We start from the raw sequence: 16,031 nt of genomic DNA on the forward strand, positions 1-16,031 counted from the left end.
GTCGGGCGCGCCCGCCCCCCCCCCCCCCCCCCCCCCCCCCCCCCCCCCCCCCCCCCCCCCCCCCCCCCCCCCCCCCCTGTACGGCAAGCTCCGTCGGCGTAAGCACCTCGCCGCAGAGGCCACCTTGCTCCGCGGTCCCACCACGACACCTTTGACTTTCGGCTCACGGGAGCCATCAGATGCGGTGGGTGGTCCGCTCGCACGTCCGGGCCATGGGCTCACCAAACCACGTCGCCGGGGCAGCCGCGCTCCTCGCCTCCGCTGATATTGCGAAGCGCGACTACCCCTCGAAGAGACCTGTCCGTATCGCACGAGTCAGGGGGAGACGACCGTTCCGCCCTGCACGATGTGCCGGAACTTCTCCGGCTCGGCCAGGACGCCGATGTCCTCCAGCGGATCCCGGTCGACGACGAGCAGGTCGGCGTGCGCGCCCGGCGCGAGCGTGCCGATCTCACCGGTCAGGTTCAGCAGGTCCGCCGCCGTCGAGGTCGCGGAGCGGATCACCTCCAGCGCGGACTGGACCTCTCCGCGCAACCGGAACTCGTGGTTCTGGTGCCGGTGCATCCCGCCGAGGAGATCGGTGCCGTACACCAGTTTCACCCCGCCCCTGGCCGCCTTCTCGAGCGCGGCCATGCCCGCGCCGAGCACCTCGTCGACCTTGCGCCAGCTGGATTCCGGCAGCCCGTGCTCGCGCCCTTCCTCCTTCAGCGCCCAGTACGTCACCAGGGTCGGCACGAGATACGCGTCATGCCGCAGGAACAGTTCGACACTGAGATCGTCGATGAGGTTGCCGTGCTCGATCGACCGGACGCCCAGCTCCAGCGCGCGGTTCACCGCGCGGGCGGTGTACGCGTGCGCGGCGACGTAGCGGTTCGCCGCCTCCGCCTCTTCGACGATGGCGCGCAGCTCCTCACCGGAGTATTGCGTCGAGTCGATCCGGTCGGTGGGGGAGGCGACGCCGCCGGAGGCCATCACCTTGATGTGGTGCGCCCCCTTGCGCAGTTCGTCGCGCGCTGCGGCGCGGACCGCGTCGACGCCGTCGGCGACCCGGCCGAGACCGGCGCAGCACGGGTGGTCTTCGCTGGTGTTGGCGCCGCGCGTCCGGCTGTCGCCGTGCCCGCCGGTCTGGCTCAGCGCGCGTCCGCAGAACAGCAGCCGCGGGCCGCGGAACAAGCCTTCGGCCTGCGCGTCGGCGAGCCCGTAGTCGGCGCCGGAAGCGTCACGGACCGTCGTGAAGCCCCGGTCCAGCATGCGGCTCATGGTGCGGGCGCTGTGCGCGGCCACATAGGACGGTGACGACGCGGGCAGCGAGCCGAGATCCGCGGTCGACGCCGTGACATGCACATGCGCGTCGACGAGACCGGGCAGCACGAACGCCCCTCGCAGGTCTTCGGTCCGCGCGTCGCCCGCGGTGAGCCCGGTGCCGATCTCGACGATCCGGCCGTCGGCGCACCGGAGGTCGCCTTCGGTGTACTCGCCGGTGACCGGGTCGAGCAGGCGGGCGTCGCGCAGCAGCAGCGATCCGTTCATCGGGTCTCCTCCAGGAGTTCGCGCAGGGCCGGGACCGCCAAGGGTGCCAGGGAACGGGCCACCGCGACGGAATCGTCGTCGTAGCTGCCTTCGGCGTCGAGGAGGTTGAGGACGCCGAGAGTGCGTCTGCCGTCCATCACCGGCACATTGATCACCGTGCCGCAGCCGAGCCTGTCGATGAGTTCGTGGTCGGCGAAGATCTCCCGCACCGCGGCGCTGTCCGGCCCGAAGTAGGGCTCCTGTCCCGTGATGCACCGTTCCAGCCAGCCGGCGGCGACCTCGACGGTCTTCTCGCCGCCGACCGGGTACTCCGCCGGATGGCTGCTGTGCACCCGCCGCAGGGCCCGCCGTTCGGGCACCCAGGCCAGCACGGTGAACAGCCGTACGCCGATCGTGGCTCGGGTCTTGTCCTCCACAGTGGACAGCGACACGGTCACTTCGTCATCTCCTTCGCGGTTTTCACGGGCGCGCCGTGTTCGGTCAGTTCTTCCAGGGAACGGCCGGCGGTGGACAGGCCGAACACGACCACGCACACCACCCCGGCCGCCAGGACGGCGGTGGTGAGGCCGAAGACGCCCGCGAAGCCGAGGCTCGCGGCGGACAGGCCGATGATCGTGGGGGCCAGGATGCTGCCGACGCGGCCGAACGCGCTGGACAGCCCGGTGCCGCTGGCGCGGATCCAGGTCGGGAACACCTCGGGGGTGTAGGAGTACACGCCGGCGTAGGTGCCGTTGAGGAAGAACGACAGCACCGCCCCGGCGAGGGTGATCGACCACGGCGCGTCCATCTGGCTCAGCCAGAACGCGCTCACCGCCGAGCCCGCGAGGTACAACGCGATGGTGTGCTTGCGGTCGAGCCTTTCCGACAGCCACGCGGCGGAGAAGTATCCGGGGATCTGCGCCAGGTAGATGATGATCGAGAACTCGAAACTCTTCGTCACCGTGATCCCGCGCTCGACGAGCAGCGTCGGGATCCAGGAGAAGAAGCCGTAGTAGGAGAACGTGATCACGAACCACACGGTCCAGATCACCGCGGTGCGGCGTGCCATCGCCGGGCTCCACAGGAACTTCAGCGCGCTGAGCAGATTGACCTTGGGGGTCTCCGTCGCGGGCTGGGCATCGGTCTCCGCGACGGCCGGAAGTGCTTGCCCCGTCGCCTTTTCGACGTCCCGTTCGAGTTTCGCGACGATCTTCTCCGCTTCGGCGTGCCGTCCGTTCGCGACGAGGAACCTGGGTGATTCCGGCAGGGAACGCCGCCACCACAGCAGCATGACGATCGGCAGCGCGGTGATCAGCTGCGCGACCCGCCAGCCCTCCGGCACGGTCGGGACGACGAACCGGCCGATCAGCGCGGCGGCGACGAACCCGAACGAGAAGAACCCGGCCAGCGCGCCGACGAACCAGCCGCGCCGTTTGGCGGGGACGAACTCCGACAGGAACGGCGCGATGATCGCGCTTTCGGCGCCCGCGCCCGCCCCGGCCAGCACCCGGGCGCCCAGGAAGATCTCGTAGTTGGGGGAGAAGGCGGCGAGCACCGAGAACACCGCGTAGAAGGCCAGCGCGTACATCATGACCTTCTTGCGGCCGATGCGGTCGCCCAGCAGGCCGGCGGCGATCGCGCCGAAGAGGAAGCCGAACGGCGTCGCCGAACCGATCAGGCCGAGCTGGCCGTTGTCGAGGCCCCAGGCGGCTTTCGCGCTCGGCAGGAGGAAGGCGACCACGGCGGAGTCCATCCCGTCGAAGGTGTAGCCGAGTCCGCCGATGAGCAGGAGTTTGTAGTGGGGACGGCTCAGCGGGAGCCGGTCCAGTCGGGCCAGAAGCGTCATGGGGAACGCCTTCCGTGGTTCGGGCGACGAGGAGTGCGGAGAGTGCGGACAACGTATACTGCGGTTTGGCAAAACTGCAATGGTTGTTGCAAGTGGTTCGGTGGGCACGATGCGTTACCGTGGCGCGGTCGAGGGAGGGTGTGCGTGACAGAGACGGGAACCGACGACGGTTTCGAGGCCTGGCTTCGGGATCGGACGCCGGAGCGCGGCCTGCGGCCGAAATCGGCCGCCGTGCTCGAAGTGCTGGTCTCGCAACCGCGCCGGGCGTCGTTCGGTTCGACGGCCGAGCTCGCCCAGCTGGCCGGGGTCAACGTCGCCACCGTCACCCGGACGGCGCAGGCGCTCGGTTTCGCCGGATGGCCGGCGCTGCAACAGGAGTTGCGGGCGCGGTACATGTCGTCGCTGAGCGCGCCGCAGGTGGCCGAGGAACACCGGGACGTCGACTCGCCGGGGTCGGCGTCGTTGCGCCGCGACCTCGACAGCCTCGCGCTGCTCAACCGGCGCGTCACCGAGGACGAGATCCGCAAGGTCGCCGAGGCCGTCGCGGGCGCGCGCCGCACGGTCGTCATCGCCGACGGCAGTTACGCCGCGGTCGGCATCGCCTTCGCGCACAACGCCCGGCTCGCCGGGTACGACGTCCACGCGATCACGGCGGGCGACGCCGAACTCGCCAACGCCACGGCGAAGCTGTCGTCCGAAGACGTCCTCATCGCGATCAGTTTCTGGCGGCTGTACGAAAGCACGGTGCTCGCCGCGAACGAAGCGAAGGCAAGGGGAGCGCGCGCCTTCGCCATCACCGACGCGGCCAGTCCCGCGCTGGCGGGCGCGGTCGAACAGGTGCTGATGGTGCCCGCCGAGGGCGTGACCTTCTTCCCGTCGCTGACCGCGGGGATGAGCCTGGTGCAGGCGATCGTCGCGCAGCTCGCCGCCGTCGACCCGGTCCGCACCGGTGAGTCCATCGAGGCGGCCGAGGCGATGTGGTCGCGGTTCGACCTGCTGCACCGCCGCCCGGGGTCGGCCGATCGGACAGTGCCGAAAAGGCCGACCGGTCGAGGCGTCTCCGCCGGATGACCGATCCGCCGCCCCCTGCCGGGAGGCGATCCTGGTTCCAGGCCGCCGGAACAGGCGGTACGGGGATCGAGGAGGCCGAAATGACGATCATCGCGACTCTGGGCGCCTATGCCGGGCTGGCCCTTTTGGCACTGATGGCGGCGACCCCGCTGCTGGTCGAGCTCGATCAGCGCTTCCCGGTCACCCGCCGGGCCAAGGCGGCCGAACGGGAACGCCGGATGCCCGCTGGGCTCGCCTCGGCGTGACGCAGAGCACAGATTCGCGCGAGGACTACCTCACGTGAGTGATTCGAGCTCCGCCAATTCGTAACTTTGCGTCGCGCTATGAAACGCTCTGTGACGTGACCGTGGATTTTTGCACCAACGCCCAGCCCTCCGACACCTTCGCGGAGTTCCGGAGGAACGTCGACGAACTGACCCAGGCGTTCATCGACGCCTGCCGTCAGGGACGTACGCCGGGCGACGCTTCTCTCGACCTGCTTCAGCGGGTCCATCGCGAAGACCGCAACTGGGTCGTCGTCCATCTGACCTTCGCCATCGCGGCGCTCGCCCATCAGCGAACCCTCACGCCCGCCGACGCCGTCACCCGGCCAGGTGGCATGACAGGTGCGCCGGAGCGCGCGTTGTTAACTTCCGCGAGTGACTGATCCGACCGTCTCCGCGGTCATCGCGGTGTTCGCGGGTTTCGTGCTCGCGGGCTTCCTGGCCGTCCCGTACATCGCCGCGAGTTACCGCCGCCGCGGCGAACTCGGGCTCTGGCGGGTCCTGCTGGTGTTCGGGTTCCTGGTCTACGCCATGTCTCTGTGGACCTACACGCTGCTCCCCATCCCGGAGACGACGACGGCGTGGTGTGCCGAACACGCGTCCAGTCATCTGCAACTGCGGCCGTTCCAGTTCGTCGCCGACATCCGCCGTGAACAGACCGGCGCCGGCCTGCGGGCGTTCCTGCGCAATCCGGCCGTCCAGCAGGCGGTGTTCAACGTCGCCTTGTTCGTGCCGCTGGGGATGTTCGTGCGGCATCTCTTCCGGCGGGGTTTCCTCGCCACCGTCGCCCTCGGCTTCGCGGTCTCGCTGTTCATCGAGTGCACTCAGCTGACCGGGGTCTGGTTCCTGTTCGAGTGCCCGTACCGGCTGGCCGACGTCGACGACCTGCTGACCAACACCCTCGGCGCCGCCGTCGGTTTCGGGCTCGCCCCGTTGCTGCGGCTGCTGCCGGGGAACGAGCCGTCCGCGCCGCCTGGAACCCCGCGGCCGGTCACCGCGCGCCGTCGTCTGCTCGGGATGGCCGTCGACGTCGTGTCGGTCATCCTGCTCGGCACCACGGTCGCGATCGTGACGACCCTGCTCGCAGGTGAACCGGACACCGTGGTCACCGCGCTGATCGGCACCTTCCTGCCCGCGCTGCTCCTGCTGTTCGTCATTCCCGTAGTGGGCAACGGCGCCAGCTTCGGCCAGCGGGTCGTGTTGCTGCGGCCCGCCGGTCCGGACGGCGGGAAGCCCGCCCTGTGGCGGATCGCCGTGCGCTTCCTGGCCGGTTCCGGCGGCTACTTCACGTTGCTCACCTTGGCATCGGTGGTCAACGGCGGGTTCGAACCGCTCGCGAACCTGTTGTTCTTCGCCAGCGGCATCCTCGCGATCCGGCCCGAAGGCCACCAAGGGCTGTCCGGTCTGCTCGCGGGCCTGCGGATGGCCGACGCGCGGGAACTCGCCGACCAGGCCGAACCAAGTCTCGTGAGCGACCCGTGACTCGCGTGCCACTCGATCGGGTCGACCCTGCCGTTCCCGCGAGTCATTCCGGCTGGCAGGAGGCGCGGGCCGCAACACTCGTCCGGTGGACGTGGAGTCGATGGACGAGGTGGCCGACTGCCTGCTCTCGGTGGCTTGGAACATCTTCCCGCTGATGGGGAAACCTTCCGCGCGCCCGGGGAACCGGGCGGAGGAGATCCGTACCCTCCTCGTCGACGCCTGTCACGACGCCGGGCTGCGAGCCCGTGAATGGGCCGCGGCTCACGGAGCGGGAACCGAAGAAACGCGCCGTCCCTTCCTGCGTCTCGCGGAGATCGGGACGGACGCGAATCTGTTCCTGGGCATGGTTTCCGGCACGCTGGTCGCCGACGAGGAGCGGGTCCGCCGCCGCTGGGCCGAGATCGAGACGCTGGTCCTCGAGGCGGGCGAACTCGCAGGCTCGCTCGAGGGGCGGCCGGAGGACCGGCCGCCCCTCGTCACGGGAGATCAGTCCTTTTCCAGCGTCAGGTCGTAGCGGTCGAGCACCTCCTTGACGGGCTGGAAGAAGGTGGTGCCGCCTTCGTCGCAGTCACCGGAGCCGCCCGAGGTCATGCCCTGCGCCTGCACCAGTTTCGTGCCGGAGCCTGACGAAGGACGGCTGACGAACGAGCCGCCGGAGTCGCCGGGTTCGGCGCAGGCGTCGGTCTGGGTGAGGCCCCGCACGATGTTCCCGTTGCCGTAGTTCACGGTCTGGTCCAGCGCTTCGACGCGCCCGCAGTGCCAGTGGGTGGTGATCCCGGACCGGCAGATCCGGCCGCCGACGCCGACCACGTCGGCACCCTCGATCCGCACGTCGGAACCGTCCCCGTAGCGGTCGACCCGGGGCGGGGTCGAGACGTCGGAATGCGTCACCTTGACCGTCCCGTAGTCGTTCCCGGGGAAGGACGACCTCGCGACCTTGCCGATCGTGCCGCCTTCACCGCGCACGGTGCCGCCGAGTTCGGTGCAGTGGCCCGCGGTGATCACGTAATGGTCGTCATCGTCGTAGGCGTTGAACCCGACCGAGCAGGCGCCACCGCTGAAATACAGCCCCTGCCCGCCGATCACGCTCCACAACGGCCGCGGCGCGCTTTTCACGTGGTCCACCCGGACCGGCACTCCGGCGGAGACGGCCCATGCCCGGCCCGCCGGATCGCCGCCCACCACGCTCACCACCACCTCGTTCGCGGGCACGTCGACGTACCAGCCGGCGACCGAGCCGGGCAGGCCCGCGGTTCTCTTGTCCAATGTGGACTGGATGCTTTTCAGTTCGGCGGCACTGTGCCGGAGTACCTTCGGGATCGCACCCGCGGCGCGGATCGTGGCCGACTGGCCCGCGTCGGTGGTACCGGCGACGAGTTCGCCGGTCGTGGTGTCCAGCCAGGTGCCGGCGAACGTGGCGCCGAGCGAAGTACCGAGTTTCTGTTGCGTGGCGGCCAGTGTGGCCGGTCCGGCCGCTTCGTTCAGCACCGACGTCGTCGCCGAAGCCGGGCTCGCGAAGGCGGTGACGGCCGCCGCGGCGCCGATCAGGACGGTCATGGTGCGCAGGGGGTGTCGGATCACGAAAACCTCCAGGGAATTCGTCGCGGAAATGCTCCTCGACCGACGTTATGACAAGTGAGTGCCGGGCGAATGCCGCCATTTGAGTAGCACTGGAAATTCGCCTTTCCGGCTCAGCGGAATTGCGCACCCTCACTCTTGTGAGTGGAGGCTGCCCGAATTGCCGTCCCCGATTCACCGACCGGCGAACGACGGTCAGCGACCGGCATACGCCCGTTCGGGAAAGCGGCGTTCATGGCCGGGAAACGTGGATCACCTGATGGTGTCCGCGCTGAACCCGTTCGCCCGCGTCGGTGACGAACGCGTTTCTTTCACCAGCAGGGCGGCCGCCGAGACTCCAGGCGATCGGACGATCGTCGGGCGGCCCTTCGCCGGGGTGGGCGCGCCAATTCTTTCCGGAAGATGACGGGATCGCGCAGAGCGTTGCCCGTGGTGGGCGGTCGATGGTCCGATTCCCTCCGTCATCGACACTGGAGGGAATCCCATGAAGCACCCGAGGCGCAAGACCCTCGCGTTGGCACTTCTCGTTCCGATCGCCGCTCTCGTCGCGGTGCCCGGCGCGGCCGAGGCGACGACCGAGCGCACGATCAAGGTCGTCACCTACAACGCCGGCGACGCGAGCGGGCTCAAAGCCGACCTAGTCCGTCTCCTCGAGACCGAGCGTCCCGCCGTCCTGGGGCTGCAAGAGGTCGCCGACCGCGAGGACGCCGTGAAGGAGGCCGCGGCGGCCGCCGGCTACGTCGCCATCTACGAGTCGGACCGCCGCGCGATCAAGCACAACGCCATCCTGGTGCGCGGCAACATGACCATCACCGGACACGGAGCCGGGGAGATCTCGCCCGCGGCCAAAGTGGACCCGTCCACGCCCGGTACCGGTTCCGCCGAGCCCGGTGACTGCGGCTGCTGGGTGCCGCCCAAGTACGTCAACTGGGTGCGGGTGGGAGGCGCGGGCTTCGAGTGGGTCGTCGGCGTCGTGCATCTCACCCCGTCCGCGCAGCGGTTCGACCTCAACCGCGAACTGCACGGCCTGCAGGTCCGCAACACCGCGGACTGGTTCTCGACGCGGGTGGCCGAACCGATCGTCATGGGAGACTTCAACGCCGAGCCGGGTTCGGATCTGATGGCCGGGATGCGGCGCGTGGCCGATGCCTACAGCGCGCCGAGCCACGACACGAGGTCCATCGACCACGTGTGGGCGAAGAAGGACTCGACCGGGTCCGCGGTGGACGCGCTTTCCGGCTACGGAAGCGACCATCGGCCGGTGCGCGCCCGCGTGACGGTGATCCGATGATGCGGCGCGCCCTGATCGCCATCGTATGCGGTGCCGGCCTGCTGGCGGCGGTGCCGAGCGCGACGGCCGAAACCGGGCCACGCGACGAGTCCCTGGACTTCCGGTTCCCCGCCGCGGATCTGATGCGGGTGCCGGAGACGAACACCTACGTCGCGGTCGGCGCAAGCGTCCCCGGCAAGAAGCTTCCGTACACGAAAGTCGAGTTCACCGGCGGATCCTTCGAGCGCCGGGGCGCTGTCGACGGTGACGCCTGGGACGGTGTCACGTTCCCCGCCGGATACTGGGCGAGACCGGACTCTCCACTGTGGACGCCGGCGATGTTCGCGCGTCAGGAGGACGGACGTGTCGTCTACTACGTCTTCTACAGTGCGGCGCTTCCGGGCTCCGAACCCGCAGGACAGGCGAAGCACTGCATCGGCTACGCGACCTCCTTGCGTGCCAACGGAGGTTTCGTCGCCAACGCCGATCCGCTGTTCTGCCCGGAACGCGGCTGGGCGATCGACGCCGACGTGAGCAGGGGACAGGGCGAAGCCTGGCTCACCTTGCGCAACGGCGCCTGGACGCAGGACCGCGTCACCGCGCTCGGGGCCGCCAAACTGGACTTCGACCGGCCCCGCCACGTGCGGCGGATAGCGGAAGCCGACGCGAAGAAGCTCATCGACAACGCGAACCTCGAGTGGACGCACCACAACAGCCCGCCCGACGACGTGCTCACGATCGAGAATCCCAACGCCGTCCGCATCGACGGGGACTGGTACCTCTTCTACTCGGGGAACAACTGGTACGCGAACCGCTATTCGACCGGCGTCGCCTACTGCGGGACCGCGCTGACCGACGACCGGTGCACCCCGATGGCCGAGCAGCGCGCCTACTTCTCCTACGAGCCCGACCCGGACGGCGAGCCGCGATTCCGGCCGGGGTTGCCGGACAAATATCGCAAGAAGAACCTGCCGGGCAACAAACGAGGTCCTGGCGCGTTCAACGCCTTCCAGGCGCCCGACGGGTCGTGGTGGGCCTCGTGGAACTACATCACCGACGCCAGTCCTTCTCCGCAGGAGGATCCGTCTCCGGAACGGCGGAGCCGGATCGCGCGGTTGACGAAAACCGGCGGTGGGGCGACCGCCGAATTCAGCGTGAGCTGGTGAGCGCCTGAGGAAACGTGCGCCTACTCCTCGGTGGCCGGGTCGGCGCGGGTGGCGTGCTGGAGCCGTTCGATGGTTTCGTCGATCCAGTCCACCCAGGTTCGAGCCATCATTTCGCCCGCTCGGCGGACCGAGTCCCAGACGAGGGGGTCGAGTTCGTTGCCGCCGGAGAGCGCCGTGGCCGCGGCGATCTGTTCGGGCAGTTCGACGGCGAGCCGTTCGTGGTCCTTCACGTGGAGGTCGCGCATGATCCGCAGCTGGGTCACGGTGTCTTCCGGCGAACGGGAGCCGGCGAAGAAGAAGCGGACCATGAACGGCACGCGGACGGGGTCGAGTTCGGTGACCAGTTCGCTCTGCCAGGAGTCGAACGCTTCCCGTCCGGCGTCGGTGATCGTGTACACGCGGCGGTCGGGCCTGCTCTGCTGTGGCTCCACTTCGGACACGACCAGGCCCTTGTCCTCGAGCTGGCTCAACGTTCGGTAGATCTGGCTGAGCTGGGCGGGCCACACGAAGTGGATACTGGAGCGGATCGCGGTGGCCAGGTCGTAGCCGGTCATCGGCTGCCGGAGCAGGAAACCCAGCAGGGCGAATCTGAGCATCGGGCTCCTCTCGGCGGGAAACCCGGAGGATAGCAATCGATCAGACCCTCTCGGCGTGCCGTGCGAACCAGCCGGCGAGGAGTTCGGTGACGCGCTGGGGCTGTTCGCGGTGCGGCCAGTGCTTGGTGTCGAGCCAGTGCAGCTCGGCCCGCTCGCACGCGGCGGCGCTGGGTTCGGCGAGGTGCTTGCCGAGCGCGCCGTCGCGGCGGCCCCAGATGATCTGCGTCGGCACGCGCACCGTCAGGTCGGCCGCGGCGGGTCGAGCGCGGAGCGACGGCAGCATCGTCCGGAACATCGCGCGGTACCAGAAGAGCGGCCGTTGGATCGTGCCCGGATGACGCCAGACGGCCCGGTGCCGGTCCAGGTCGGCGTCGTCGAGGTGGGCGCCGTGTTCGAGCATCGCCGCCAGCATCGCGCCTTCGCGGGCGCCGAGGACGGCCTCGGCGAGGCCGGGGATCTGGAACGCCACCATGTACCAGCTCCGCAGCAACTGGGAAGGCTTGCGTCTCAACGAGTCGGCGAACACTCGCGGGTGCGGGCAGTTGACGATGGTCAGCGACCGGACCAGATCCGGTCGTTCGATCGCCACCGTCCAGGCGACGGCCCCGCCCCAATCGTGCCCGACCAGATGCACCGGCGCCACGTCTTGCCGCCCGATGAGCAGCACGATGTCGTCGACCAGCCTGGGCATCGCGTAGTCGGCGACGGTGGCGGGCTTGGACGACAGGCCGTAGCCGCGTTGGTCCGGCGCGAGGATCCGGTATCCCTGCTCGGCGAGCGCCGTCATCTGCGGCTCGAAGGTGAACCACAGATCGGGCCAGCCGTGGAGGAACAGTGCGGCGGGACCGTCCTCGGGACCGTCGGTCTCCACATGGAGCAGGACGTCGTCGACGTCGACGAACCGTGGCTGGAACATGGGCGAGCTCCTCGTCGGAGGGGGTCAACCGACGTCGAGGACGGCGGCGACGGTCGCGGACAGGGGACCGGGATCGCGGTCGCGCAACGGCCTCAGCACCCGCCGGACGATCCGCGGGGAACCGAGCGACGACAACGGCCGGTGGAGATTGAGCACGTCGTTGAGGGCGGCCGCCACTTCGGGATCCATCGCGGCCGCCCGTTCCAGGCGGTTGCGATAACCCTCGCCGAACCTGGTCGTCCAGGGCGACCGGACTCCTTCGGTACGGCACCCGTAGCGGATGTCCTCCCCGAGCGCGAGGCGCCAGGCTTCGGCGGAGGTGGCGGCGATGGCCCGAGCCGCCCGCCCTTCGAAGCTCGCGTCGTCCCCGGCGGCGAGCGCCCGGCCGAGCGCGGCCGCGGACAGTGCCGCCACGCTCATTCCCTGGCCGTAGATGGGGTTGGCCGCGCTGGCGGCGTCGCCGAGTGCGATGACGCCGGCGGGCAGTACGCGAGTCCGGTCGTAATGGCGCCGGGTGTTGCTGCGGACGCGGAAGGCGCGGATGGGACCCACCGGCGTCGATCGGCGGAGTGCCTCGGCCACCACCGGTGCGGTGAACCGATCGGCGAAGTCGCGCAATCCGGCCGGATCCGACGGCACGGGCCCGCTCCGGGCGATCGATCCGAACGAGATGTGCAGCAGGCCGTGCTCGATGCGCAGCACGACACCGCCGACGGAGGAACCGGATTGGGCTTGGCCGCCGAGGACGGCCAGCCATTCGGGATCGAAGGACGGATCGGGCTCGGTGACCACGCTGACGTAGCGGACGTCGGAGTGGACGGTCGATTCAGGTGGAGGCCGGTACCCGATCCGCTCGAGCCACTCCGGCAGCGGCGAACCGCGGCCGGAGGTGTCGACGACCAGATCGGCGCCCAGGTCCTCATCGGGCGTCCGGACACCGGTGACCCGGTGGCGGGCCCGATCGGTCGTCAGCCCGGTGGCGGCCGTCCGGTCCAGGATCGTGACGTTCGCCAGTGCCCGGACGTGGGCGCGGATCGTGTGTTCGATCAAGATCCGGCTCGCGCCGAAACCCGCGCTCCACCAGGCGGGTATCCGGATGGTCGTCCCGCCGCGGACGAGGAACAGCGAACGATCGCCCATGGCGGGGTCGCCGGAGCCCGGAGTGAGCGCGCCCTGGGCGGCGAGGTCCGCGGACAAGCCGGGAAACAGCCCGACCAGGACCCGGCGGCCGGAGCCCAGGAGACCGTGCGCGTGATGCGACTGCGGAACGAAGCGCCGATGCTCCGGCCGGCCCGGCAGTTCGTCCCGCTCGACCACGACCACCTCGTCGTAGTGCTCGGACAGGACTCGTGCGGCCACGAGACCGGCGATCCCCGCGCCGAGCACCACTGCCCGGTCCCGCCGAATATATGACATCAGTCATATATAACTTGTGGAATAACAGAGGTCAATGGCCTCACGACTGGCCGCGGTGGTCAGCGTGCGGGTCCGTCTCGGTGGCGCCCGGGAACTGTGGACGTGCCGCGCTACCGCTCAGCCGGGTACCAACGGCGAGAGCTCGGTTCGCGCCGTGATGCCGAGCTTGGGATACGCCTTGTACAGGTGGTATCCCACCGTCCGGGCGCTGAGGAACAACTGTGCCGCGATGTCGCGATTGGACAGTCCGCGCGCCGCGAGCCGGACGATCTTCCGTTCCTGCGGGGTGAGCGCCGCGAGCGCGCCGGCCGCGGGCTCGGCCACGACTTCACCGGTCGCGTCGAGTTCGGCGCGGGCGCGTTCGGCCCAGGGGACGGCGTCGAGGCGCCGGAAGGTTTCGAACGCCTCACGCAGGTGGGTGCGGGCCGCGGACTTGCGGCGCATGCGGCGAAGCCATTCCCCGTACAGCAACGCGGTTCGCGCACGTTCGAACGGCCGGTCGCCGGGGTGGCAGCGCAAAGCCGCCTCGTACAGTTCCGCCGCGGCTGAGTCGGGGGCGAGCAGGGCGCGGCACCGGTGCACGTGGGCGGAGATCCACGGCTGGCCGGCGCGATCCGCCCACTCGACGAGCCGGTCGACCGGCTCGGCCGCAAGATCCGGCTTGCCGAGGCGGGCCGCCGCCTCGACCAGGTCCGGGACGCCGCGCAGGCCGGGCAGCTGGTGGCGCATAGGGCCGGTGCGCAGGGCGGTGAGCCGGGTGAGCGCGGATTCCCAGCGGGCGAGCCCGAGATCGAGCAGCGCCAACGCCCAGTGCGCCCAGGACAGGCCGGGCGCCGGGGTCCCGGGTTCCGGCGCGGCGAGGGCGTCGTCGGCGAAGGCGTGGCAGCGGTCCTCATCACCGGCGGCCGCGGCCAGGTATGCCAGCACGCCATTGGCCTCGGCGATCCACTGCCGATGGCCGAGTTCTCGCGCCAGCTGCAGTGCTTCGGCCGCCTGGTCGCCGGCCTCGGCGTGGCGGCCGAAGAAGACCGCCGACCGGGCCACGCAGAGCAGCACCGGCGGGGTGCGGCCGAGCCGGCCGTTCTTGCGGCACAGCGTCAGCAGTTCGTCGGCCACCTGGTGCGCTTCGGCGTCGTGGCCCGCCGATTGCAGGCTGGTGGCACCGACCAGGATCGTGTCGTGCGGACCGCCGAATCCGGTGCGGCGCGCGTCGGAAATCCGGTCGGCGAGCGGGCGCCGCGGCGGCCGCCCGATCGCGGCCCTGGCGACTTCGGAGAGCAGCCCGGCGACGTGGGCGATCGGCTCGCTCGCCGCGGGCGCCGCTACGTCCAGTTGCGCGACGGTGTCCGCGATTTCGTGTTCGCCGAGGTACCAGGCCGCGTGTACCGCGTCGAGCAGCAGGTGGACGGCGGTTTCCGGTTCGGCCAGCCGGGCGGCGTCGACGAGCAGGCGTCGCGCGGTGGTGAGGGCGCCACGATGGAACGCCGCGGTCGCGCGGACCCGGTCGGCACGGACGATCAGGGCGGGGTCGGCGGAGTCCAGCGCACCGGCGAGAGTCGCCATGCGGTCGAGGTCGCCTTCTTCGGCCGCGGCTTCGGCGGCGAGAACCAGCCGTCGGGCGTGGTCCGGACCGGGCCCCGTCAGCTCCGCGGCGCGTTCGTACGCGGCGGAAGCGGCCGCGTAACCGCTGCGGGTGGCGGCCCGTAGCGCGGTGGTCTCCAGTTCCCCGGCCACCTGCTCGTCCGGCCCGGTGGCGACGACCGCGTGGTGCCAGGCGCGGCGGTCTGCGTCGGCGGGCTGGTCGAGCGCTTCCGCCAATGCCGTGTGCACGACGAACCGAAGGCTGACCGGTGCCGCCTGGTAGACCGCGGACCGGACGAGCGGATGACGGAAGCGGACACTGCGGTTGTCGACCTGGAGCAGTCCCGCGGCTTCGGCGGGCACGATGTCCGCGGGCTGACAGCCGAGAGCGGCCGCTGCACGCATTACGACGCCGCGATCGCCGGTGCCCTCGGCGGCGGCGACGAGCACCAGGTTCCGGGTCGGCTCGGGCAGCAGCCGGACCTGGTCGAGGAACGCCGCCTGGACGGTGTCCGGCAGCGGCAGGGCTTCCCCGGCGGCGGGACGGCCGGCGGCGAAGGCGGCGGGGAGTTCGAGGAGCGCGAGTGGATTTCCCTGCGCTTCGGCCAGGACCCGGTACCGGTCGGCGGGCGACAGTGGCGTGGCGTGATCGGCCAGCAGTTCGGCGGCCGCGGGCGCGGCGAGACCGGACATCGGCAGCGTGGCCACACCGGGTGCGAGGAATCCGTCACGGGCGGCGATGATCAGCGCGATGCCTTCGGCGTCCAGCCTGCGCGCGGCGAACAGCAGGGCTTCGGCGGACGCCCGGTCCAGCCATTGCGCGTCGTCGACCAGGCACAGCACGGATCCGCCCTCGGCGAATTCGGCGAGGAGCGAGAGAACGGCGAGGCCGACGAGCATCCGGTCGCCCGGTTCGGCCGCCGTGAGGCCGAACGCGCCGCGCAGGGCCCGTGCTTGTGGCGCGGGGAGCGCGTCGGCCCGGTCGAGCGCGGCCCGCAGTACGAGGTGCAGGCCGGCGAACGGGAGATGAGCCTCGGATTCCACTCCGGTCCCGCGGAGAATCCGCAGGTCCCCGGCCTGTGCGGCGGCGTACTCCAGCAGCGCGGTCTTGCCGATGCCCGGTTCGCCGGTGAGGAGCAGGCTTCCGCTGCGCCCGGCCCGGCAATCCGCCAAGAGCCGGTCGACGACCGATGTCTCGTCCTCCCTTCCGCGCAACACGTCGCGACAGTACTTAATCCGAACGGGAAACCGCCGCGAGACTGCCGGGTTGTGACAGATTCCGCAGAGTCGGCGAAGCCATAGCGTTCTGGGTGAAAGGAGGTGGCCATGTCCGATAT

Annotated in this window: 15 protein-coding genes; 7 read left to right on the forward strand and 8 right to left on the reverse strand. The window is 70.3% G+C overall.

The window, feature by feature from the left end; all coding sequences use genetic code 11:
• Nucleotides 1-315: 315 nt before the first annotated feature.
• The 3 genes from ACIRGA_RS02090 to ACIRGA_RS02100 are packed head-to-tail and all read right to left on the reverse strand — an operon-like array spanning nt 316 to nt 3,355.
• Nucleotides 316-1,530 carry an amidohydrolase family protein gene (locus tag ACIRGA_RS02090; protein ID WP_400935756.1) on the reverse strand — a complete coding sequence of 405 codons (1,215 nt, stop codon included), beginning with the start codon at nt 1,528-1,530 and terminating at the stop codon, nt 316-318.
• Nucleotides 1,527-1,967, reverse strand: coding sequence for a GAF domain-containing protein (locus ACIRGA_RS02095; protein WP_400935758.1), 441 nt, complete (start codon nt 1,965-1,967; stop codon nt 1,527-1,529). Before ACIRGA_RS02095 ends, ACIRGA_RS02090 begins: the two co-directional genes overlap by 4 nt.
• Nucleotides 1,964-3,355: an MFS transporter gene (locus ACIRGA_RS02100; RefSeq protein WP_400935760.1), complete on the reverse strand. Its 1,392-nt coding sequence runs from the start codon at nt 3,353-3,355 to the stop codon at nt 1,964-1,966. Before ACIRGA_RS02100 ends, ACIRGA_RS02095 begins: the two co-directional genes overlap by 4 nt.
• Before the next feature lie 144 nt (nt 3,356-3,499).
• On the opposite strand from ACIRGA_RS02100, the gene ACIRGA_RS02105 reads away from it, so the two are divergent.
• The 5 genes from ACIRGA_RS02105 (at nt 3,500) to ACIRGA_RS02125 (ending at nt 6,685) form a co-directional block, all read left to right on the forward strand.
• Nucleotides 3,500-4,426 carry a MurR/RpiR family transcriptional regulator gene (locus ACIRGA_RS02105; RefSeq protein WP_400935762.1) on the forward strand — a complete coding sequence of 309 codons (927 nt, stop codon included), beginning with the start codon at nt 3,500-3,502 and terminating at the stop codon, nt 4,424-4,426.
• Between the two features lie 80 nt (nt 4,427-4,506).
• Nucleotides 4,507-4,671, forward strand: a complete 165-nt coding sequence (locus tag ACIRGA_RS02110; protein WP_240598862.1) for a hypothetical protein — start codon at nt 4,507-4,509, stop codon at nt 4,669-4,671.
• A 95-nt stretch (nt 4,672-4,766) separates the two neighbouring features.
• Nucleotides 4,767-5,072, forward strand: coding sequence for a hypothetical protein (locus tag ACIRGA_RS02115; protein ID WP_400935764.1), 306 nt, complete (start codon nt 4,767-4,769; stop codon nt 5,070-5,072).
• Nucleotides 5,065-6,171 (forward strand): VanZ family protein, encoded by a 1,107-nt coding sequence (locus tag ACIRGA_RS02120; RefSeq protein WP_400935766.1) that lies wholly within the window; start codon nt 5,065-5,067, stop codon nt 6,169-6,171. Before ACIRGA_RS02115 ends, ACIRGA_RS02120 begins: the two co-directional genes overlap by 8 nt.
• Nucleotides 6,172-6,256: 85 nt before the next feature.
• Nucleotides 6,257-6,685 carry a hypothetical protein gene (locus ACIRGA_RS02125; RefSeq protein ID WP_400935768.1) on the forward strand — a complete coding sequence of 143 codons (429 nt, stop codon included), beginning with the start codon at nt 6,257-6,259 and terminating at the stop codon, nt 6,683-6,685.
• Here ACIRGA_RS02125 and ACIRGA_RS02130 read toward each other — a convergent pair.
• Nucleotides 6,658-7,752, reverse strand: a complete 1,095-nt coding sequence (locus tag ACIRGA_RS02130; RefSeq protein WP_400935770.1) for a S1 family peptidase — start codon at nt 7,750-7,752, stop codon at nt 6,658-6,660. The two genes, ACIRGA_RS02125 and ACIRGA_RS02130, sit on opposite strands and share 28 nt — an antisense overlap.
• Nucleotides 7,753-8,233: 481 nt before the next feature.
• Here ACIRGA_RS02130 and ACIRGA_RS02135 point away from each other — a divergent pair, with 481 nt between their 5' ends.
• Together ACIRGA_RS02135 and ACIRGA_RS02140 are read left to right on the forward strand one after the other, a co-directional pair.
• The gene (locus ACIRGA_RS02135) at nt 8,234-9,040 is read left to right on the forward strand and encodes an endonuclease/exonuclease/phosphatase family protein (RefSeq protein ID WP_400935772.1); all 807 of its coding nucleotides are present in this window, start codon (nt 8,234-8,236) and stop codon (nt 9,038-9,040) included.
• Nucleotides 9,037-10,185, forward strand: a complete 1,149-nt coding sequence (locus tag ACIRGA_RS02140) for a family 43 glycosylhydrolase (RefSeq protein ID WP_400935774.1) — start codon at nt 9,037-9,039, stop codon at nt 10,183-10,185. Before ACIRGA_RS02135 ends, ACIRGA_RS02140 begins: the two co-directional genes overlap by 4 nt.
• 20 nt (nt 10,186-10,205) lie before the next feature.
• On the opposite strand, the gene ACIRGA_RS02145 is transcribed toward ACIRGA_RS02140, so the two are convergent.
• From ACIRGA_RS02145 to ACIRGA_RS02160, 4 genes are all read right to left on the reverse strand, one after another.
• Entirely contained in the window at nt 10,206-10,781 is a 576-nt protein-coding gene (locus ACIRGA_RS02145; RefSeq protein WP_400935776.1) for a PadR family transcriptional regulator, read from the reverse strand.
• 40 nt (nt 10,782-10,821) lie between these two features.
• Nucleotides 10,822-11,697: an alpha/beta fold hydrolase gene (locus ACIRGA_RS02150; RefSeq protein WP_400935778.1), complete on the reverse strand. Its 876-nt coding sequence runs from the start codon at nt 11,695-11,697 to the stop codon at nt 10,822-10,824.
• Between the two features lie 24 nt (nt 11,698-11,721).
• A complete protein-coding gene (locus ACIRGA_RS02155) occupies nt 11,722-13,113 on the reverse strand; it encodes an NAD(P)/FAD-dependent oxidoreductase (RefSeq protein ID WP_400935780.1) in 1,392 nt (463 codons plus the stop codon).
• A gap of 117 nt (nt 13,114-13,230) precedes the next feature.
• Complete coding sequence (locus ACIRGA_RS02160) at nt 13,231-15,912, reverse strand: ATP-binding protein (RefSeq protein WP_400935782.1); 2,682 nt, start codon at nt 15,910-15,912, stop codon at nt 13,231-13,233.
• Between the last annotated feature and the right edge of the window lie 119 nt (nt 15,913-16,031).

It is taken from the genome of Amycolatopsis sp. NPDC102389 (genome assembly GCF_044765885.1).
GTDB lineage: Bacteria > Actinomycetota > Actinomycetes > Mycobacteriales > Pseudonocardiaceae > Amycolatopsis.

Bases quoted from the DNA above. Each gene is read 5' to 3' on its own strand.
- ACIRGA_RS02110 (WP_240598862.1), top strand. From the start codon at position 4,507: ATGACGATCATCGCGACTCTGGGCGCCTATGCCGGGCTGGCCCTTTTG.
- ACIRGA_RS02155 (WP_400935780.1), bottom strand. From the start codon at position 13,113: ATGTCATATATTCGGCGGGACCGGGCAGTGGTGCTCGGCGCGGGGATC.
- ACIRGA_RS02100 (WP_400935760.1), bottom strand. From the start codon at position 3,355: ATGACGCTTCTGGCCCGACTGGACCGGCTCCCGCTGAGCCGTCCCCAC.
- ACIRGA_RS02145 (WP_400935776.1), bottom strand. From the start codon at position 10,781: ATGCTCAGATTCGCCCTGCTGGGTTTCCTGCTCCGGCAGCCGATGACC.
- ACIRGA_RS02140 (WP_400935774.1), top strand. From the start codon at position 9,037: ATGATGCGGCGCGCCCTGATCGCCATCGTATGCGGTGCCGGCCTGCTG.
- ACIRGA_RS02150 (WP_400935778.1), bottom strand. From the start codon at position 11,697: ATGTTCCAGCCACGGTTCGTCGACGTCGACGACGTCCTGCTCCATGTG.
- ACIRGA_RS02090 (WP_400935756.1), bottom strand. From the start codon at position 1,530: ATGAACGGATCGCTGCTGCTGCGCGACGCCCGCCTGCTCGACCCGGTC.
- ACIRGA_RS02135 (WP_400935772.1), top strand. From the start codon at position 8,234: ATGAAGCACCCGAGGCGCAAGACCCTCGCGTTGGCACTTCTCGTTCCG.